This is a genomic window from Janthinobacterium sp. 1_2014MBL_MicDiv (genome assembly GCF_001865675.1).
In the GTDB taxonomy this organism is placed as follows: domain Bacteria; phylum Pseudomonadota; class Gammaproteobacteria; order Burkholderiales; family Burkholderiaceae_D; genus Janthinobacterium.
In genome coordinates, this window is sequence record NZ_CP011319.1 from 5,995,414 (window position 1) to 6,013,583 (window position 18,170).

The following is an 18,170-nucleotide window of genomic DNA, read 5'->3' on the forward strand; positions in this document are numbered from 1 at the left end:
ATGGCCTTGCTTTCTTTCCTGTTCCCCCCCAAGCCGAAGACGGCAACCGCGGCCAAGGAACGCCTGCAGATCATCATCGCCCGCGAACGCAGCGGACGCGATGGTCCGGACTTCCTGCCCGCCCTGCACAAGGAATTGATTGCCGTCATTTCCAAGTACACCAAGGTCAATGCCGACGACATCAAGATTTCGCTGGACCGCCAGGGCAACCTGGAAGTACTCGACGTCAACGTCGTCCTGCCGGACGCATGAGATGGCGGCGCCGCAACCGCGGCGCCTGCCATGCCCTCCTTCGGCCCTAATCCGGCCTGACCGTGAGCAACTCCTGCGCCACCGCGGCGCAGGCATTCACGTGCTGGTTGCCGATCTGGCGGAACACGGCATAGCCGATCGCCGCCGCCACCGCCTGGCCGGCAAACGGCACGAAGCGCGCCACCTGCTTGGTGGCAATCTTGACGCCACTGCGCTTGAGCAGCTGGAGTATCAGCTCGCGCGACACCAGTTTGCCTACCAGCATGCCGCCCATGCCCACCGCCGCGCGGTAGGCCATCAGCTTGAACTGCGGGTTGAGGCGCTCGATCTGCTCGGGCGTGAGGCCGAATTCGTGGTTGATATCGTTGATCAGCATGGAAAACAGGCCCACGTCGGACATCAGGTCGATGCCGGGGATGGGGATGGCCGAGGCGCCGGCCGACATCATGGCGCGCCGCTGCACCAGGCGCCGGCAACGCTCGCGCACCTGCTCGATTTCGGCGCTACTGGCCGGTATCAGGGTCCAATCGGTGGTGCTCTTGTCTGCCATGCCCGTTTCTCCGCAGTAAGGGTAGATGAACAAGTGTAACGTAAAGAGCCTGGCCTCCGATTTCACTGGACACAGTTGCAATCTCTGTTATATTTCACTTGAGCATACCTTAACATTACGATAAGCAGAGCGGGCCGTCTGTTTGTTGCAACACATTCCAGCCAATCATGCGAATTGCCGTACTCGATAGCGACCATAGTCAGGCAGAACTGATCTGCCAGGTGCTCACCGCCGCCGGCCACGCTTGCCACGAGTTTCAAAGTGGCAAGGAAATGCTGGGGCAGCTGCGCAAGGACAGTTGCGACATGCTGATCCTCGACTGGCATGTAAGCGACCTGGACGGTGCCGAAGTGCTGCGCCGCGCGCGCGAAAAACTGGCGCCCAAGGCGCCGGTGTTGTTTATGACCAACAGCTCGGGCGAGGACGACGTGGTAGCGGGCATGACGGCCGGCGCCGACGACTACATGATCAAGCCCCTGCGGCGCAGCGAACTGACCTTGCGCACCCAGGCGCTGCTGCGCGTCGCGTATCCGGCGCAAAATGGCGCCGAGCAGCTGCACTTCGGTATCTATACGTTTGAAACCCGTCCCGGCCGCCTGCTGATGCATGGCGAGGTGCTCGACGTGACGCACAAGGAATTCGCCCTGGCGCTGCTGTTCTTCCGCAACCTGGGCCGGCCCCTGTCGCGCGCCTACATCCACGAAGCCGTCTGGCAGCGCGACACGGCCCTGCCGTCGCGCACCATGGATACCCACGTCTCGCGCGTGCGCAACAAGCTGCAGCTGAAGCCGGAACACGGCTACCGCCTGGTGCCCGTCTACAGTTATGGCTATCGCCTGGAAAAACTGGGGGGCTGACGCCGCCGCGCCGGGGCGCAAACTGCCGTGCTGCTCAAAGATCGGGCACAAGGCGCTATAATGTCGGCATAAGAATTCCCAACAGCCCTGAAATGCAACTGCTAGCCGTCGGCCTCAATCACACCACCGCCCCAGTGTCGCTACGCGAACAGCTGGCGTTTGCGCCTGAGCATCTGGGCCAGGCGGTGATGGCGGCGCGCACCTGGTTCCAGCGCATCGACCTGCGCGACAACGACGAAGCGGCCATCCTCTCGACCTGCAACCGCACGGAACTGTATGCGGCCAGCCACGTGCCGAACCCGCTCGACGCGGGCGCGCATTTCCTGGCCGACTACCATAAGCTCAACTACAGCGAGCTGCGTCCCCACCTGTATATGCTGCCGCAGCACGATGCCGTGCGCCACACCTTCCGCGTCGCCTCCGGGCTCGATTCGATGGTGCTGGGCGAAACGCAGATCCTGGGACAGATCAAGGACGCCATCCGCACGGCCGACGAGGCGGGCGGCCTGGGCACGTATCTGCACCAATTGTTCCAGCGCAGCTTTTCCGTCGCCAAGGAAGTGCGCAGCAGCACGGAAATCGGCGCCCACAGCGTCTCCATGGCGGCCGCCGCCGTGCGCCTGTCGCAACGCATCTTCGACAAGATCGCCGAACAGAATGTGCTGTTCATTGGCGCCGGCGAAATGATCGAACTGTGCGCCACCCATTTTGCCGCACAAAATCCGAAAAGCATCACGATCGCCAACCGTACCATGGAGCGCGGCGAGGAACTCGCGCACCGCTTCAACGGCACGGCCATCCGCCTGGCCGATTTGCCGGAACAATTGCACCGCTTCGACATCGTCATCTCGTGCACGGCGTCGTCGCTGCCGCTGCTGGGCCTGGGCCTGGTCGAGCGCGCCATCAAGGCGCGCCGCCACAAGCCCATGTTCATGGTCGACCTGGCCGTGCCGCGCGATATCGAAGCGGAAGTGGGCCGCCTGAACGACGTCTTCCTGTACACGGTCGACGACCTGGGCAAGGTCGTGCAGACGGGCCTGGAAAGCCGGCAAGCGGCCGTGGCGCAAGCCGAAGCCATCATCGAGACGCGCGTGCAGTCCTTCATGAGCTGGGTCGACGACCGCGCCATGGTGCCCGTCATCCAGAATTTGCATGAAAGCAGCGAAGCGCTGCGCCTGATGGAAGTCGAACGGGCGCGCAAGATGCTGGCCAAGGGCGCCGACATCGACGCCGTGCTCGAAGCGCTGTCGAAAGGCTTGACGGCCAAGTTCCTGCACGGGCCGCAGCAGGCGCTGCACCACGCGCAGGGCGACGAGCGCAAGCAACTGGCCACCCTGCTGCCGAAACTGTTCCGCCCCCGCCGTTAGCGCAGCCCCGCTGGCCGCCCGCGCGGCCGCTTCCTGCCCGCCTGCCGGGCCTGCCGAACCTGCACCACCCTCACACTCTTTTTACCGCGAATCGCTATGAAACCATCCATGCTGGCCAAACTCGATCAACTGGCGAACCGCCTGGTCGAACTCGACGAACTGCTGATGCACCCCGACGCCACGTCGAACATGGACAGCTACCGCAAGATGACGCGCGAGCATGCCGAACTGGGCCCGCTGGTGGCCCTGTACCGTTCCTACCAGGAGGCGGGCAACGACATTGCGACAGCGCAAGAGATGCTGGCCGACCCGGACATGAAGGAATTCGCCCAGGAAGAGATCGAGGCGGCGAAAGCCACCATGGCGCAGCTCGAGCGCGAATTGCAGACCATGCTGCTGCCGAAGGACGTCAATGACGAGCGCAATATCTTCCTGGAAATCCGTGCCGGCACGGGCGGCGACGAGTCGGCCCTGTTCGCCGGCGACTTGCTGCGCATGTACACGCGCTTTGCCGAGCGCAACCGCTGGCAGGTGGAACTGGTGTCGGCGTCCGACTCCGACCTGGGCGGCTACCGCGAAGTGATCGTGCGCGTGGTGGGCAATGGCGCGTATTCAAAGCTGAAGTTCGAATCGGGCGGCCACCGCGTGCAGCGCGTGCCGGCCACGGAAACCCAGGGCCGCATCCACACGTCGGCCTGCACGGTGGCCGTGATGCCGGAGGCGGACGAAGTCGAAGACGTCAACATCAACCCGGCCGACCTGCGCATCGACACCTACCGCGCCTCGGGCGCGGGCGGCCAGCACATCAACAAGACGGATTCCGCCGTGCGCATCACCCACTTGCCGACCGGCATCGTGGTCGAATGCCAGGATGACCGCAGCCAGCACAAGAACAAGGCGCAGGCCATGAAAGTGCTGGCCGCGCGCATCAAGGACGTGCAATTGCGCGAACAGCAGTCGAAGGAAGCGGCCACGCGCAAGAGCCTGATCGGCTCGGGCGACCGCAGCGAACGCATCCGCACCTACAACTTCCCGCAAGGCCGGCTGACGGATCACCGCATCAACCTGACCCTGTATAAACTGGACTTCATCATGGATGGCGACCTGACGGAGCTGACGAATGCGCTGGCGGCAGAGCACCAGGCGGAACTGCTTGCTGCCTTGGGCGACTAAACGCTGGCGCCGTTGCGTCGGCTTACGCTGCGCTAAGACGACCTACGCAGCTGTTTGTGGGTCGGCCTGGCGCAAGGCGCGTAAGCCGACAGCTTTAAGTAGCGGCTAAGCAATAAAAATCTGCCCTTGTGCGAAAATGGCCAGCTCATTCCCATCCACCTCACCGTGTCGCCCATGAAAAATTCACGCACCGTCCTCCTGTTGATCGCCGCCCTGTGTTTCCTGATGCTGGGGGTGGCCATGTATTTGCAGCACGCCATGAACATGGCGCCGTGCCCGCTGTGCGTGATCCAGCGCTACCTGTTCCTCGCCATCGGCATCGCCTGCCTGGCCGGCGCGGCCGCGAACCGGCCGAAAATCGGCGCGGCAATCGGCTTGGCTGCGGCCCTGGGCGGCCTGGGCGTGGGCGCCAAGCATCTGTACGTGCTGGCCAACCCCGGCTTTTCGTGCGGCATCGACCCGGTGGAAACGGCGCTGAACAAGATTTTCACGGCGCAAGTCATGCCGTTCATGTTCGAATCGTACGGCGCCTGCGAAAACGCCGGCGAGCCCTTCCTCGGCCTGTCCATCCCGCAATGGGCGTTCGCCTGGTTCGCCCTCTTCGCCATCGCCATGCTGTGGACCTTGCTGCGCCGTCAGAAATAACTGAAAGAACCATGCCAGAAACCTTGATTCCCGCCGGCAGCACTGTCGGCGCCCTGCAAATCCGTCCGCTGCTCGACCCGCTCGATAACCGCATCCTGCTCGGCCACGCGCTGGGCCTGTCGCGCGTGAGCCTGATCACGCAATCGGAGCGAGTACTCACCAGCGACGAAGCCGAACGTTTATCGGCCCTGCTGGCACGCCGCCTGCGCGGCGAACCGATCGCCTACATCGTCGGACAACGCGAATTCTTCGGCCTGCCCTTCGAGGTGAGCGACGCCGTGCTGATCCCCCGTCCCGATACGGAAGTGCTGGTGGAACTGGCGCTCGAGCGCCTGCCGCCGGGCGGACGGGTGCTCGACATGGGCACCGGCAGCGGCGCCATCGCCGTCGCCCTGGCGTACACGCGGCCCGACGCCGTCGTCACGGCCCTGGACGTCAGCAGCGCGGCGCTGGCCGTGGCGCGCCGCAACGCCAGCGCCAACGGCGTCAACATCACCTTCATGGCCAGCGACTGGTTCGAGGCGCTGGGCACGGAAAAGTTCGACCTCATCGTCTCCAACCCGCCCTACATCGCCAGCGGCGACCGCCACCTGGCCGAAGGCGATCTGCGCTTCGAGCCGGCCGGCGCCCTGACCGACCATGCCGATGGCCTGTCGGCACTGCGCACCATCGTGTCCGGCGCCGCGCGCCACCTGGCGTCGGGCGCCTGGCTGCTGATGGAACACGGCTATGATCAGGCGCAAGCCGTGCGCGGCCTGCTGGCCGACGCCAACTACAGCAAAGTGCAAAGCTGGCGCGACCTGGCCGGCATCGAACGAGTCAGCGGCGCCCGCCTCGGCTGACCGCAGCCACCTGCGCGGAGCTTGATCCAGCGACGCGCCAGATGCTCCGCAGTTTGTTAAAATATCAAGCGAATTCCTGACCGAAGCGCCGTCCCCGTTGCCCGGGGCGGACGCTGGCGATGCGGCGTTTTTTGGGCCGGCGCCGACGCATTTGCCAATTTTCGGTTAATCTCAGCACAAATTATTTATCTGCTGCACAAGAAAGGAAGCTCAAATTGCCCAACCTGTTGACTCGCCGCCTGGCATTGCTGACCGAAGATGCCAACCGCGCGCTGCTGGGCGGCTTGCGCGGCATCGAGCGTGAAACCCTGCGCGTCGACCACGCCGGCCATCTGGCTTCCACGCCCCACCCCGCCGCCCTGGGCTCGGCGCTGACACACCCTGAAATCACCACCGACTACGCCGAAGCGCTGCTTGAATTCATCACGCCGGCCGAGTCCGACATCGCCACCACGCTGGACAAGCTCGACACCGTGCACCGCCATGCCTACAGCCGCCTCGGCAACGAATTGCTGTGGAGCCAATCGATGCCCTGCCAGCTGCCGCCCGAAGCGGACATCGAGATCGCCAACTACGGCACCTCGAACATGGGCATGCTCAAGCACGTATACCGGCGCGGCCTGGCCTTGCGCTACGGCAAAGCCATGCAATGCATCGCCGGCATCCATTACAACTACTCGCTCGACGAGCAGCTGTGGCAAGTCCTGGCCGGCAATCCGGACACCAGCGCCAGCCCGGCGCACGCGGCGGCCACGCCGAAAGACGTGCAATCGGAAAGCTACCTGGCGACGATCCGCAATTTCCGCCGCTACAGCTGGCTGCTGATGTATCTGTTCGGCGCCTCGCCGGCGCTGTCCGCCGGTTTCCTGCGCGGCCGCGCGCACAAGCTCGACACCCTGTCCGACGACACCCTGTTCCTGCCGTACGCCACCAGCCTGCGCATGAGCGACCTCGGTTACCAGAACGATGCCCAGTCCGGCCTGCGTCCGCATGAAAACAGCCTGGACGACTACGTCAACGCACTGACGCACGCCGTCAACGACCCGTATCCGCCGTACGAGGCGCTGGGCACGAAACAGGATGGCGAGTGGATCCAGCTCTCCACCAACGTGCTGCAGATCGAAAATGAATACTATTCGACCATCCGCCCGAAGCGCGTGATCCGCACGGGCGAGCGGCCGATCCAGGCCCTGTGCCTGCGTGGCGTGCAATACATCGAAGTGCGCTGCATGGATGTCGACCCGTTCGAACCGGTGGGCATCAGCCTGGAAACGGGCCGCTTCCTCGACGCCTTCCTGCTGTTCTGCGCGCTCGACGACAGCGCCCCCATCTCGGCCGAGCAGAGCGCCTGCTACACGAACAATTTCGCCCGCACCGTGAAGGAAGGCCGCACGCCGGGCCTGACCCTGCGCCGCGACGGCGAAGAGATCACCCTGCAGGCGTGGGGCGAGGAATTACTGGCGCGCATCGCGCCCGTGGCGGCCCTGCTCGATGCGCGCCATGGCGGCACGCCGCATGCGGACAGCCTGGCGGCGCAGGCGGCCAAGCTGGCCGACCCCGATGCGACGCCATCGGCCAGGGTGCTGGCCGAGCTGCGCGCCAACGGCGGCTCGTTTGCCGCCTTCGGCCTGCAGCAAAGCGAGCGCCATGCCGCCCATTTCCGCGCGCAGCCGCCGACGGCCGCGGAAAGCGCGTATTTCGACCAGCTGGCCGCCAGCTCGCTGGCCGAGCAGCGCGCCATGGAAGCGGCGCCAAGCGGCAGCTTCGACGACTTCGTCGCCGCCTACCGCGCCAGCACCCTGTGTTCGCACACCTGACGCCGACCTTGCGCAACGCGCCCCCATGCTGACCTTCTACAATGAGTTGCACAGCCAGCACCGGGGCCGCGTCGAATGGTTTCGCGGCGCCATGGTGCCGTGCTTCGAGACGCCGGAACGGGCCGACATGGTGGTGGCCGAGCTGGGACGGCGCAACCTGGGCCGCATCGTCACGCCGCACGGCGTGCCGCTGACGTCGCTCGAGCGCATCCACACGCCGCGCTACCTGCATTTCCTGCGCCACGCCTGGCACGACTGGCTGGCGCTCGATCCCGACAACGCGGGCAAGGATGCACTGCCATCCGTGTGGCCCGTGCGCACCTTGCGCCACGACATCGAACCGGAGAATTTCACGGCCAGGCTGGGCCTGTACTCGATGGACAACGGCACGCCGCTGACGGCCGGCACGTGGACGGCGGCCAAGACGGGCGCCGACTGCGCCGTCAACGCGGCACACGCGCTGCGCCTGGGCGAGCGGGCCACGTTCGCCCTGACGCGTCCGCCGGGCCACCACGCGGGCAGCGATTTCTTCGGCGGCTACTGCTACCTGAACAACGCGGCCCTGGCCGCGCAGCATCTGCTCGACGACGGCGCGCGCAAGGTGGCCATCCTCGATATCGACTACCACCACGGCAACGGCACCCAGAGCATTTTCTATGCGCGCGACGATGTGCTGTTCGCCTCGATCCACGCCGACCCGCGCAACGAATACCCGTTTTATCTTGGCCACGCCGACGAGACGGGTGCCGGCGCGGGACTCGGCTACAACGTCAACCTGCCGCTGCCGGCAGGCAGCTCCACGGCCAGCTGGTTCGCCGCGCTGGAAACGGCCTGCCTGCGCATCAATATGTATGCGCCCGACGCGCTGGTGGTCTCGCTCGGCGTCGACACCTTCGCCGGCGACCCGCTGTCGCACTTCGCCCTGCAAAGCGGCGACTACCTGCGCGTGGGCGAACGCCTGGCGCATTTGAACCTGCCCACCGCCTTCATCCTCGAAGGCGGCTATGCGGTGAAGGAACTGGGCATCAACGTCGTCAATGTGCTCGAAGGTTTTGAAACCGCGGAGTAACTGCCGGGGGGCCGACCCCGGCCTTACATATTCCGGAACAGCGCCATGAACGGCTGGCTCACGGCCAGGGTTTCCGGCCGCGTCTTCAGGCGCAGGGCACCGCGCCCCACCTCGTCGCGCGTGACGGAGGCCACCATCTTCATGTTGACGATGGTGGAGCGGTGGATCTGTTTGAAAATGGCCGGGTCGAGCACGTCGAGCAGTTCGCGGATCGGCTTGCGCAGCAGCGCCTCGCCATCGGCCGTCATGACGGCCGTGTACTTGGTGTCGGATTGAAAATAGGCGATGTCGTCCACCATGATCAATCGCGTATCCTTGCCGCAGCTGGCCGTCAGCCACACCAGCGGCGGCGACTTGGCCACCGCCGGCAGGGCGCCGCTCAATTGCTGCAGCAGGCCGGCCAGCACGCTGTCGCCGGGCGCGCCCTTGCCGGCGCGCGCCCGCACGCGTTGCAGGGTCGCCTGCAGGCGCTCGCGTCCGATCGGCTTGAGCAGGTAATCGACGGCCCCCTTGTCGAACGCGTCGATCGCGTACTGGTCGTAGGCCGTGACGAACACCACCTGGGTGGCGGGACTCGCTTCCAGCGCGCCGGCCGCCACTTCCAGCCCCGTCAGGCCCGGCATGCGGATATCGAGAAACGCCACGTCGGGACGCAGGGTGGCGATGGCCTCGAGCGCCGTGCCGCCGTCATCGCAGGCGGCGACGATGCGCAGGCCGGGCCATTCCTCGGCCAGCAGGGCCACCAGCGCGTCGCGCAGCAGGGTCTCGTCTTCGGCGATCACGCACGTCATGCCATCCAGAGTCCTATCCATATGACGCTCCTTGCGCCGTGCTGTCGGGCACCGTGATGGTGGCCGTCACGCCATCGGGGAAATTGGCGACGATGGCAAACGCCGCAGCATTGCCGTAGGTCAGGCGCAGGCGTTCGCGCACATTGCGTAAACCAATGCCCGTGCCGGCGCCGTCGTCGCTGAAGCCCTTGCCATCGTCGGCCACCGTGACGATCACCGTGCCATTGCCGCTGCGCGCCATGATCCAGACGGTGCCGCCGCCGCTTTTCGGCTCCAGTCCGTGCTTGATGGCGTTCTCCACCAGGGTTTGCAGCATCATCGGCGGCAATTCCACCTGGCGCAGGTATTGCGGCACCTCGATCTGCAGGTTCAGGCGGGTGCCCATGCGGATTTTCAGGATATCGAGGTAGGCGCGCGCCCGCTCGAGTTCCGTGCCCAGGGTCGACATGGCTTGCTCCGTGCGCGGCAGCGAGTGGCGCAGGTACAGGATCAGGTTGCCCAGCATCTCGTCGGCGCGGGCCGGATCGCTGCGCGTGAGCAGCTGGGCGCTGGCCAGGGTGTTGTACAGGAAGTGCGGCTCCACCTGCGCATGCAGCAGGCTCAGTTTGGCCACCGTGAGTTCCTTTTCCGTCACCGTCTGGCGCGCCTCGGCCTGCTCGCCGCGCCGGCGCTGCGCCACCCGCCGCGTGAGCGCCCGCGTCACCGCTTCCGCATTTTCCAGGTTGCTGCCATGGTCGACGAGGAACCAGTCGGTCCAGGCATTGCGCGCCGGCTCGCAGATCAGGGTCACGCTGCCCGCTTCGCCATTCGGCGTGACGGTGGCGAGGATCTGGTTCGGCCGCGGTTCGAGGAATCCCAGCACGCGCATGCGCGGCAGGCCCGTATGCGTGTAGGGCGCCGCGCGGCGCACGCGGGCTTGCACCTGCAGGCTGTCGCGCGCGCTTTCGACCACTTCGCTGCCCGGCAGTTCGCGGATGGCCGCGTCGATCATGTCGAACGCTTCGCCCGCCTCGAACGGGATCTCGATCTGGCGCCGCTGGCGGCTCGACAGCGTGCTGGCGTTGACCTCGCCGGCGATCAGGCGCACGCGGCGCACGTGCGAAAACGCGTTCGTGATGACGGCGCAGGCCAGCAGTGCGCCGGCGATGACAAAGAAGCCTTCGGTGTGCCCGAAGACATAGCGCAGGAAATTCTCGACCAGGATGGCGGTGGCGACGATATACGTGATCATCGTGGCCAAGGCGAGGCGGAGAATAAAGAAGAGGCTGGTCATGATTTTTCCCTGGTAGTGAAGTGGGGCCAAGCATAACAATCGGCTCCAGCGGCGGTGGCCATTATGCGACGGAAGCCCCGTAGTGGCGACAAAGGCAAGAAAATAAAGCACAAACAGCTGCCGCCCCAAAAATAAAATCGCTTGCAATTAAATAGTGCACGATATATATTGCATGCATGGACACCGCAATGAACAGTTTTTGCAGACGTGCAGGCCCATGAAACAAGTAGCACACTATTTAGTCGTTAACTATTTAAATCATACGAGGAAAACCATCATGTCGATCAAACAAGTCCTGTACCGCGCTGTCGCCACCGCCACCGGAGGCCGCGAAGGCCGCGCCATCTCGTCCGACAATGTGCTGGACGTGAAACTGACCACGCCGAAGGAATTGGGTGGCAATGGCGCCGTCGGCACCAATCCGGAACAACTGTTCGCCGCCGGCTACTCGGCCTGCTTCATCGGCGCCATGAAATTCGTCGCCGGCCGCGACAAGATCGCCCTGCCGGCGGACCTGGCCATCGAAGGCCACGTCGGCATCGGCGCCATCGAGACGGGCTTCGGCATCGAAGTGGAACTGAAGATCGCGCTGCCGGGCATGGAGCGCGCCGCCGCCGAAGCGCTGGTCGCCGCCGCCCACATCGTCTGCCCTTATTCGAACGCCACGCGCGGCAACATCGACGTCACCCTGACGCTCGTGTAATCCCCGCCGCCTTGGGACACATCCCCGGCCGCGCCCCCAGGCGCCGCCGGGGATTTTTGTCAGCGCAGCGCCTGCAGCAGCCGCTCCGCCAGGGCTGGCGCGGAGGCGGGATTCTGCCCCGTGATCAGCTCGCGGTCGACCACCACGTGGCTGGCCCACGGCGCCTGGTTCGACACATACTGCGCGCCGGCCGCCTGCAAGCCCGACTGCGGATAAAACTTCATCGTCCCGCCTTGCAACGCGCCCTGCGCCGCCGCCTCTTCCTGATTGCTGATCACCGTCATGCGGTAGCCACTGTAGATCCAGCCGGCGGGCCTGGCGGGTGTCTGGCCCGCTTCCAGCGCCGCCGTGAACGCCGCCGCCTGCGGCAGGGCCGACAGCAGGGCGATGGGGCCATGGCACAGCAGGGCCGTCGGCTTGCCATCCGCGTGGAACTGGCGCAGCAGGGCGCCCAGGCTGGCATCCTTCAATAAATCCTGCATCGGTGCGTGGCCGCCCGGCACCAGCACGGCCGCGTAGTGGCCATAGCCGATCTGCTCCACCCTTTTCAGGCTGATGACGGGCGAGCGGCCAGGCACGGTCAGCGCCAGCTGCTCCAGCAAGGCCTTGTGCGCCGCGTGCGCGGCCCCGTCGCCGCCAAAATAGTCAGCCGTATCGGAGCTGGCGTCGAGCGTGGGCGCCTTGCCCTGCGGCGTGGCGAACGTCACCGTATGGCCCGCGTCGAGCAGCTTTTTCACGGGCTGCATCAATTCATTCAGATAAAAGCCCGTCTGGAACACCTTGCCGTCGCGCAAGTCGAGGTGGTTCGCATCGGACAGCACGACGAGGACGTCGGCCGCCTGGACGGTGGAAAAGGCGGCGAGCAGCAGGCTGCCGAGCAGTAGTTTTTTCATGGTGTGGCCTTTCTGTAGAGAGGTCACCAGCATATTGCCAATCAAAATATAAAAAAATGATCAATAATGCAGCGCACTGATGCGTAATACGACCGAATGGACGAAGGGGAGCGAGATGGATAAATTGCAGGCGATGCAACTGTTTCGCCGCGTGGCCGAGCTGGGCAGCTTTCGCCGCGCGGCCGACGAGCTGGACCTGTCGGCCTCGTATGTGAGCCGGCGCATCGGCCAGCTGGAGCAGGAGCTGGGCGGGCGCCTGATGACGCGCACCACGCGCCAGCTGGCCCTGACGGAAACGGGCGCCGCCTACCTCGAGCACTGCCGCAAGCTGCTCGACGAGCTGGCGCAGGCCGAGGACATGGTGGCCCATTCGACGGCGCACGTGACGGGCCGATTGCGCATCAATGCCCCGCTGTCGCTGGGCGTGGGCGAACTGGCCGAGGGCCTGGCCGATTTCATGGCCGACTGGCCCGCGCTGCGCCTCGACGTCGACCTGAAGGATGAATACGTGGACCTGGCGGCCGCCAACTACGACGTGGGGTTTCGCGTCACCACGGCGCTCACCGATTCGAGCTATGTGGCGCGCCACATCCACGACTACCGCCTGCATATCTGTTGCGCGCCGGCCTACCTGGAACGCCACGGCCCCCTGCTGGCGCCGACGGAACTGACGCGCCAGCGCTGCTTCATCTACAGCCACGCCCTGTTCGGCAACCGCTGGCCGCTGCGCCATGCGGGACCGCACAGCGACATCGAAGTGCCGAACTGGGTGCGCACGAATAACACGCTGTTCATGCGCAGCCTGATCCTGCGCGGCCTGGGCATCGGCATCCTGCCCACCTTTGTCTGCCGCGAAGCGCTGGCCAGCGGCGCCCTGGTCGAACTGTTCCCCGAAGTGGAGCGCCCCAGCCTGGCGCTGTTCGCCATCTATCCGTCGCGCCAGCTGGTGGCGCCGCGCGTGACGCGCTGCATCGAGCACCTGAAGCAATGGTATGCGCAGCGCTATCCCACGCCGGAGGCGGGAAGCCGGTAAAATCACGGCCACGATAATTGAAGGATGACCCATGATCAGCTGGCAATGGACGACGTTCGACGCACTCGGCCCCCACGACTTGTACCAGGTGCTGGCCTTGCGCCAGCGCGTGTTCGTCATCGAGCAGCAGTGCATCTACCCGGACCTCGACGGGCATGACCAGCGGGCCATGCATCTGCTGGGCTGGCACGACGTCGATGGCCAGCCGGTGCTGGCCGCCTACCTGCGCGTGCTGGCGCCGGGCGCCAAATACGTGGAAATGTCGCTGGGCCGCGTGCTGACGGCGCCCGAGGCGCGCAGCACGGGCGCCGGCAGGCAGCTGCTGGTCGAAGGCATCGCGCGCGCGGAACGCCAGCATCCCGGCCACGCCATCCGCATCGGCGCCCAGCACTACCTGGAGCGCTTCTACCAGTCGTTCGGCTTTGTCACCGTCAGCGCGCCATACGATGAAGACGGCATACAGCACGTCGACATGCTGCGCCCCGTGGCGCAGGACACGACGGCATGACGACGGCCCTCATCTCCTGGAGCGGCGGCAAGGATTCCTGCCTGGCCCTGTGGCGCGCGCGCAACAGCGGCATGGCCGTGCCGCTGTTCATCACGGCCATGGATGAAGATGGACGCAAGTCGCGCTCGCACGGCGTGCCGCCGGCGCTGCTCGAGGCGCAGGCGGCCAGCCTGGGCGCGCGCCTGCAGCGCTATCACGCCAGCTGGGCCAGTTATGAAGAAAAATTCATCGCCATGCTGCGCGCGGCAAAGGACGATGGCATCGCCCACGCCCTGTTTGGCGACATCGACCTGCAGCCGCACCGCGACTGGGAAGAAAAAGTCTGCGCCGCGGCCGGCTTGACGGCGCACCTGCCGCTATGGGGCGAAGAGCGGCGCGCGCTGGTCGACGAATTTCTCGCCGCCGGCTTCAAGGCCATCGTCGTCTGCATCAATGGCCAGCACCTGCCGCGCGAGTTTTGCGGGCGCGAGTTCGACGCCGCCTTCCTGGCCGACCTGCCGCCCGGCGTCGACGCCTGCGGCGAAAACGGCGAATTCCACACCTTCGTCTACGATGGCCCCGCCTTCAGCGCACCCGTGGCCCTGCGCCGCGCGCAGGTACTGCAGTATGACGCGCCGGCCAATCTGGGCGGCGCCACGTATTACTTCCAGGAACTGGCGCCGGCCTGAAGCGGGTCCCCAACGCAAAAGGGCGATTCCGTGGAATCGCCCTTCTCTGTCATGGCCCTGCGCGTGGCTTACTTGGCCTTCACCAAGTCCGTCAGCGTGACCTCGAACACCATGCCGGCGTAAGGCGGCACCACCAGCTCGCCCGCCTTGTTGCGGCTGCCGATGGCGCCATAGCCGAGGTCAGATGGAATCACCAGGCGGCGCGTGCCGCCCACCTGCATGCCGACGATGCCGCGCTCCCAGCCCTGGATCACCTTGCCCAGGCCGAGAACAAACGGGAAAGCGGCGCTACCTACGTTGGTATCGAACTGGGTCCCTTTGCTGTCCGGCTTGCTCGCGTCATACAGCCAGCCCGTATAAATCACCTGCAAGGTATCGCCCGCTGCCGCTGCCGCGCCGCTGCCTTTCACCAGATCGGGAAAGAGAAACTCTTTGACTTGCGTGTTCGGGTCAAGCACGACCGGCTTCTCGGTGTTGGCAGCGGCGCCACAGGCGGTCAGTGCCACGGCGCAAGCGAGGGTGGCGATCATTTGAAATACCGATTTCATGGTTTCCCTTTAAATATTGGAGTGTGACTGGCGCCCGTACGGTGCGGAGCGGTACGGGCTGGAGTTTAACAGGACTGGTGGGGCCCATTTGTAAGCAGACGTAAGCGCGGCGGTTGATAGTGCGTCAATACAACATTGACGCACTAACCACATTCTCTAGATTTCCACCTGCGTACCGAGTTCGATCACGCGGTTGCTCGGGATCTGGTAGTAGTCGGCCGCCGTGCGCGCATTGCGCGACATGGTGACGAACAGATGCTCGCGCCACGGCATCATGCCGGCGCCCGGCGTGGAAATGATGGTCTGGCGGGCGATGAAGAACGACGTTTCCATCATCTCGAAGTCCAGCCCCTGCTCCGCGCACTGCGCCAGCGCGCCAGGAATGTCAGGCTCATCCTTGAAGCCGTAATGCACGTTGACCTGGTAGCACTGGTGTCCCAGGTCCACCACGCGCACGCGCTCGGACGGCGCCACCCACGGCTCCTCGTGCATGAAGACGGTGAGGAAGATGACGCGTTCATGCAAGACCTTGTTGTGCAGCAAGTTGTGCAACAGCGCATGCGGCACGCCATCCGTTTCGCCGCGCAGGAAGATGGCCGTGCCGGGCACGCGCAGCGGCGGCGCGATGAACAGCGACGAAAGGAAATCGTCGAGCGGAATCGCGTGCTTTTCCAGGTTCTGGAACACCAGCTGGCGGCCCCGCTTCCAGGTCAGCATGACGATGAAGAGGATCGAGCCCAGCAGCAGCGGGAACCAGCCGCCGTGGAACAGCTTCAGCGCCGTCGCCGCCACCAGGTTGACGTCGATGATGAGGAAAAAGCCCGTGGCGGCCCAGCACAGCGCCAGATTCATCTTCCAGCGGTAGCGGATGACGAAGAAGGTCAGGATGGTGGTCGACAGCATGGTGGCCGTGACGGCGATGCCATAGGCGGCGGCCAGGTTTTCCGACGAGCCGAAGCCGACCACGGCCAGCAGCACGACGAACAGCTGCAGCCAGTTCACGGCGGGAATGTAGATCTGGCCAATTTCGCTTTCCGACGTGTGGCGCACGCGCATGCGCGGCAGGAAGCCCAGCGCGATGGCTTGCTTGGTCATCGAGAAGGTGCCGGAAATGGTCGCCTGCGACGCGATCACGGTGGCCATGGTCGACAGAATCACCAGCGGATACACGCTCCAGGCGCCCAGCTGCTGGTAAAACGGATTCGTCACGGCTTCCGGGTGCGCCAGCAGCAGGCCGCCCTGGCCCAGGTAATTCAGGCTCAGTGCCGGGAAGGCGATCAGGAACCAGGCCATGCGGATCGGCTTCTTGCCGAAGTGGCCCATGTCCGCATACAGCGCCTCGGCGCCCGTCAGCGCCAGCACCACGGCGCCCAGCGCGACAAACGCGACGAAACCGTTATCGAGCAGGAAGCTGGCCGCGTACATGGGGTTGAGGGCGGCCAGGATGGCCGGCGACTTGATGATGTTGACCACGCCCATGCCGGCCAGCGCGGCAAACCACAGCACCATGATGGGCGCGAAGTAGCGGCCGATGCCGGCCGTGCCGTGCGACTGCACCGAATACAGGGCCACCAGCACCACGATTGTCAGCGGCACGACATAGGAACTCAGGGCCGGCGTGGCCACTTCCAGGCCCTCGATCGCCGACAGCACGGAAATGGCGGGCGTGATCACGCTGTCGCCATAGAACAGGGTGGCGCCGAAGACGCCGATCACCATCAACGGAAAGTGCCAGCGCGACACCTTGCTGACGGACGACAGCACCAGCGCCATCAACGCCATGATGCCGCCCTCGCCGCGGTTGTCGGCGCGCAGCACCAGGGTCACGTACTTGAGCGAAACGATCAGGGTCAGGCCCCAGAAGATCAGCGAGATGATGCCCAGCAAGTTGTTGTGCGTCAATGCCAGGCCGTGCGCCGGATCAAACACGGTTTTCAGGGTGTACAGCGGACTGGTGCCGATATCGCCGTAGACAATGCCGACGGCGGCCAAGGTCAAGCCGGCCAGGCCGCTTTTTTTATGTTGCGACGTCAAGATTGCACCCGTTTTTGTTTTGTTGCATCGCACAATATGATAGGTATTAGCAAATAGCAAGAGTATTTTTGCATGGTTCCGGGCTGCCCCAAGGTCGTTGTTTTATACCGCTGCGCCTGGTCGGGCGGGCTGGCGGCCGTTGATTTGTTGCCATTCTACGCCTCGCCAGCGGCGCCGGGCAGCCCCAGGTAATTTCAGCGATAATGACAGACTGTCTACTCTGAAGCGAACGCCATCATGAATCCTGGCATGCTGTACGCCTCCCTCGCCTTCCTGTGCTGGGGCCTGTTCCCCCTGTATTTCCATGCCATCGACGACATCGCGCCGCAGGAAATCCTCGCCAACCGCATGGTCTGGTCGCTGCTGTTCCTCGGCGTGGTGCTGACCGTGCGCCGCCAGTGGAGCTGGCTGGGCAGCCTGCGCGGCCAGCCGAAGGTGGTGGCCGGCTTCGTCGCCAGCGCCTTCCTGTTGTCGGCCAACTGGTTCATCTATATCTGGGCCGTCAACAATGGCCATGTGGTCGATGCCAGTCTCGGCTACTTCATCACGCCGCTGATCAATGTCATGCTGGGTTTCCTGCTGCTGCACGAGCGCCTGCGCCGCCTGCAGTGGCTGGCCATCGCCCTGGCCGCCTGCGGCGTGGCCTGGCTCACCTGGCAGGCGGGCCAGGTGCCGTGGATCGCCCTGCTGCTGGCCGCCACCTTTGGCGGCTATGGCTTGCTGCGCAAGACGGCGTCGCTGGGCGCGCTGGAAGGCTTGTCGTTCGAAACCCTGATTTTGTTCCCGCTGGCGCTGGCCTACATGCTGTGGCTGGCGTGGCATGGCCAGAGCGGCTTCGTCAATACGGATTCGTCCGCCACGCGCGCCCTGCTGCTGGCGTCCGGCCCCATCACGGCCATTCCCCTGCTGCTGTTCGCCGCCGGCGCGCGGCGCCTGCCGCTGGCCGTGCTGGGCTTGCTGCAATACATCGCCCCCACGGGCCAGCTGCTGATCGGCGTGTGGGTCTTCCACGAAGCGTTCACCCCGGAGCGCATGCTGGGCTTCCTCGTCATCTGGACGGCGCTGGCCCTGTATGCGGCCGAGGGCCTGTGGACGGCCCGCCGCGCGCGCAGCGCCGCCTAGTCTTGCCCAGGCGCCCGTTTCCGCA

General features: G+C 65.1%; 19 protein-coding genes. 13 read left to right on the top strand and 6 right to left on the bottom strand.

Annotated elements, in window-relative coordinates:
• Nucleotides 1–252, top strand: coding sequence for a cell division topological specificity factor MinE (gene minE / locus YQ44_RS25995; protein ID WP_034752886.1), 252 nt, complete (start codon nucleotides 1–3; stop codon nucleotides 250–252).
• A 46-nt stretch (nucleotides 253–298) separates the two neighbouring features.
• Here minE and YQ44_RS26000 read toward each other — a convergent pair whose 3' ends face one another.
• Nucleotides 299–802, bottom strand: a complete 504-nt coding sequence (locus YQ44_RS26000) for a hypothetical protein (RefSeq protein ID WP_071325833.1) — start codon at nucleotides 800–802, stop codon at nucleotides 299–301.
• A 167-nt stretch (nucleotides 803–969) separates the two neighbouring features.
• Here YQ44_RS26000 and YQ44_RS26005 point away from each other — a divergent pair, with 167 nt between their 5' ends.
• From YQ44_RS26005 to YQ44_RS26035, 7 genes are all read left to right on the top strand, one after another.
• Complete coding sequence (locus tag YQ44_RS26005; protein ID WP_071325834.1) at nucleotides 970–1,659, top strand: response regulator transcription factor; 690 nt, start codon at nucleotides 970–972, stop codon at nucleotides 1,657–1,659.
• A gap of 92 nt (nucleotides 1,660–1,751) precedes the next feature.
• Nucleotides 1,752–3,026: a glutamyl-tRNA reductase gene (gene hemA, locus YQ44_RS26010; RefSeq protein ID WP_071325835.1), complete on the top strand. Its 1,275-nt coding sequence runs from the start codon at nucleotides 1,752–1,754 to the stop codon at nucleotides 3,024–3,026.
• A 96-nt stretch (nucleotides 3,027–3,122) separates the two neighbouring features.
• A complete protein-coding gene (prfA, locus tag YQ44_RS26015; protein WP_071325836.1) occupies nucleotides 3,123–4,199 on the top strand; it encodes a peptide chain release factor 1 in 1,077 nt (358 codons plus the stop codon).
• Between the two features lie 174 nt (nucleotides 4,200–4,373).
• A complete protein-coding gene (locus YQ44_RS26020; protein WP_071326765.1) occupies nucleotides 4,374–4,844 on the top strand; it encodes a disulfide bond formation protein B in 471 nt (156 codons plus the stop codon).
• A gap of 11 nt (nucleotides 4,845–4,855) precedes the next feature.
• Nucleotides 4,856–5,686, top strand: a complete 831-nt coding sequence (gene prmC / locus YQ44_RS26025; protein WP_071325837.1) for a peptide chain release factor N(5)-glutamine methyltransferase — start codon at nucleotides 4,856–4,858, stop codon at nucleotides 5,684–5,686.
• A gap of 215 nt (nucleotides 5,687–5,901) precedes the next feature.
• Nucleotides 5,902–7,503 (top strand): glutamate--cysteine ligase, encoded by a 1,602-nt coding sequence (gene gshA / locus YQ44_RS26030; protein ID WP_071325838.1) that lies wholly within the window; start codon nucleotides 5,902–5,904, stop codon nucleotides 7,501–7,503.
• A 25-nt stretch (nucleotides 7,504–7,528) separates the two neighbouring features.
• On the top strand, nucleotides 7,529–8,572 hold the full coding sequence (locus tag YQ44_RS26035) for a histone deacetylase family protein (protein WP_071325839.1): 1,044 nt from the start codon (nucleotides 7,529–7,531) through the stop codon (nucleotides 8,570–8,572).
• 23 nt (nucleotides 8,573–8,595) lie between these two features.
• On the opposite strand, the gene YQ44_RS26040 is transcribed toward YQ44_RS26035, so the two are convergent.
• Both YQ44_RS26040 and YQ44_RS26045 read right to left on the bottom strand, forming a co-directional pair.
• Nucleotides 8,596–9,384 carry a LytR/AlgR family response regulator transcription factor gene (locus YQ44_RS26040; RefSeq protein WP_198043838.1) on the bottom strand — a complete coding sequence of 263 codons (789 nt, stop codon included), beginning with the start codon at nucleotides 9,382–9,384 and terminating at the stop codon, nucleotides 8,596–8,598.
• The gene (locus YQ44_RS26045; protein ID WP_071325841.1) at nucleotides 9,377–10,636 is read right to left on the bottom strand and encodes a histidine kinase; all 1,260 of its coding nucleotides are present in this window, start codon (nucleotides 10,634–10,636) and stop codon (nucleotides 9,377–9,379) included. Before YQ44_RS26045 ends, YQ44_RS26040 begins: the two co-directional genes overlap by 8 nt.
• A gap of 277 nt (nucleotides 10,637–10,913) precedes the next feature.
• Between YQ44_RS26045 and YQ44_RS26050 the strand changes: the two genes are divergently transcribed.
• The gene (locus YQ44_RS26050) at nucleotides 10,914–11,339 is read left to right on the top strand and encodes an organic hydroperoxide resistance protein (protein ID WP_071325842.1); all 426 of its coding nucleotides are present in this window, start codon (nucleotides 10,914–10,916) and stop codon (nucleotides 11,337–11,339) included.
• A 59-nt stretch (nucleotides 11,340–11,398) separates the two neighbouring features.
• On the opposite strand, the gene YQ44_RS26055 is transcribed toward YQ44_RS26050, so the two are convergent.
• Complete coding sequence (locus YQ44_RS26055; protein WP_071325843.1) at nucleotides 11,399–12,232, bottom strand: type 1 glutamine amidotransferase domain-containing protein; 834 nt, start codon at nucleotides 12,230–12,232, stop codon at nucleotides 11,399–11,401.
• Nucleotides 12,233–12,311: 79 nt separating this feature from the next.
• Between YQ44_RS26055 and YQ44_RS26060 the strand changes: the two genes are divergently transcribed.
• Genes YQ44_RS26060 through YQ44_RS26070 form a run of 3 tightly spaced genes read left to right on the top strand, consistent with a single transcriptional unit; the run spans nucleotide 12,312 to nucleotide 14,441 of the window.
• The gene (locus YQ44_RS26060) at nucleotides 12,312–13,265 is read left to right on the top strand and encodes a LysR family transcriptional regulator (RefSeq protein WP_083412052.1); all 954 of its coding nucleotides are present in this window, start codon (nucleotides 12,312–12,314) and stop codon (nucleotides 13,263–13,265) included.
• A 31-nt stretch (nucleotides 13,266–13,296) separates the two neighbouring features.
• Nucleotides 13,297–13,773: a GNAT family N-acetyltransferase gene (locus YQ44_RS26065; protein WP_071325845.1), complete on the top strand. Its 477-nt coding sequence runs from the start codon at nucleotides 13,297–13,299 to the stop codon at nucleotides 13,771–13,773.
• Complete coding sequence (locus YQ44_RS26070) at nucleotides 13,770–14,441, top strand: diphthine--ammonia ligase (RefSeq protein ID WP_071325846.1); 672 nt, start codon at nucleotides 13,770–13,772, stop codon at nucleotides 14,439–14,441. Before YQ44_RS26065 ends, YQ44_RS26070 begins: the two co-directional genes overlap by 4 nt.
• A 68-nt stretch (nucleotides 14,442–14,509) precedes the next feature.
• Here YQ44_RS26070 and YQ44_RS26075 read toward each other — a convergent pair whose 3' ends face one another.
• Complete coding sequence (locus YQ44_RS26075; protein ID WP_071325847.1) at nucleotides 14,510–14,989, bottom strand: FKBP-type peptidyl-prolyl cis-trans isomerase; 480 nt, start codon at nucleotides 14,987–14,989, stop codon at nucleotides 14,510–14,512.
• Between the two features lie 156 nt (nucleotides 14,990–15,145).
• Nucleotides 15,146–17,023 carry a potassium transporter Kup gene (locus tag YQ44_RS26080; protein ID WP_071325848.1) on the bottom strand — a complete coding sequence of 626 codons (1,878 nt, stop codon included), beginning with the start codon at nucleotides 17,021–17,023 and terminating at the stop codon, nucleotides 15,146–15,148.
• A gap of 237 nt (nucleotides 17,024–17,260) precedes the next feature.
• Here YQ44_RS26080 and rarD point away from each other — a divergent pair, with 237 nt between their 5' ends.
• The gene (gene rarD, locus YQ44_RS26085) at nucleotides 17,261–18,145 is read left to right on the top strand and encodes an EamA family transporter RarD (protein ID WP_071325849.1); all 885 of its coding nucleotides are present in this window, start codon (nucleotides 17,261–17,263) and stop codon (nucleotides 18,143–18,145) included.
• Nucleotides 18,146–18,170 lie beyond the last annotated feature (25 nt).

Bases quoted from the DNA above. Each gene is read 5' to 3' on its own strand.
- minE (WP_034752886.1), top strand. From the start codon at position 1: ATGGCCTTGCTTTCTTTCCTGTTCCCCCCCAAGCCGAAGACGGCAACC.
- YQ44_RS26000 (WP_071325833.1), bottom strand. From the start codon at position 802: ATGGCAGACAAGAGCACCACCGATTGGACCCTGATACCGGCCAGTAGC.
- YQ44_RS26005 (WP_071325834.1), top strand. From the start codon at position 970: ATGCGAATTGCCGTACTCGATAGCGACCATAGTCAGGCAGAACTGATC.
- hemA (WP_071325835.1), top strand. From the start codon at position 1,752: ATGCAACTGCTAGCCGTCGGCCTCAATCACACCACCGCCCCAGTGTCG.
- prfA (WP_071325836.1), top strand. From the start codon at position 3,123: ATGAAACCATCCATGCTGGCCAAACTCGATCAACTGGCGAACCGCCTG.
- YQ44_RS26020 (WP_071326765.1), top strand. From the start codon at position 4,374: ATGAAAAATTCACGCACCGTCCTCCTGTTGATCGCCGCCCTGTGTTTC.
- prmC (WP_071325837.1), top strand. From the start codon at position 4,856: ATGCCAGAAACCTTGATTCCCGCCGGCAGCACTGTCGGCGCCCTGCAA.
- YQ44_RS26035 (WP_071325839.1), top strand. From the start codon at position 7,529: ATGCTGACCTTCTACAATGAGTTGCACAGCCAGCACCGGGGCCGCGTC.
- YQ44_RS26040 (WP_198043838.1), bottom strand. From the start codon at position 9,384: ATGGATAGGACTCTGGATGGCATGACGTGCGTGATCGCCGAAGACGAG.
- YQ44_RS26045 (WP_071325841.1), bottom strand. From the start codon at position 10,636: ATGACCAGCCTCTTCTTTATTCTCCGCCTCGCCTTGGCCACGATGATC.
- YQ44_RS26050 (WP_071325842.1), top strand. From the start codon at position 10,914: ATGTCGATCAAACAAGTCCTGTACCGCGCTGTCGCCACCGCCACCGGA.
- YQ44_RS26055 (WP_071325843.1), bottom strand. From the start codon at position 12,232: ATGAAAAAACTACTGCTCGGCAGCCTGCTGCTCGCCGCCTTTTCCACC.
- YQ44_RS26060 (WP_083412052.1), top strand. From the start codon at position 12,312: ATGCGTAATACGACCGAATGGACGAAGGGGAGCGAGATGGATAAATTG.
- YQ44_RS26065 (WP_071325845.1), top strand. From the start codon at position 13,297: ATGATCAGCTGGCAATGGACGACGTTCGACGCACTCGGCCCCCACGAC.
- YQ44_RS26070 (WP_071325846.1), top strand. From the start codon at position 13,770: ATGACGACGGCCCTCATCTCCTGGAGCGGCGGCAAGGATTCCTGCCTG.
- YQ44_RS26075 (WP_071325847.1), bottom strand. From the start codon at position 14,989: ATGAAATCGGTATTTCAAATGATCGCCACCCTCGCTTGCGCCGTGGCA.
- rarD (WP_071325849.1), top strand. From the start codon at position 17,261: ATGAATCCTGGCATGCTGTACGCCTCCCTCGCCTTCCTGTGCTGGGGC.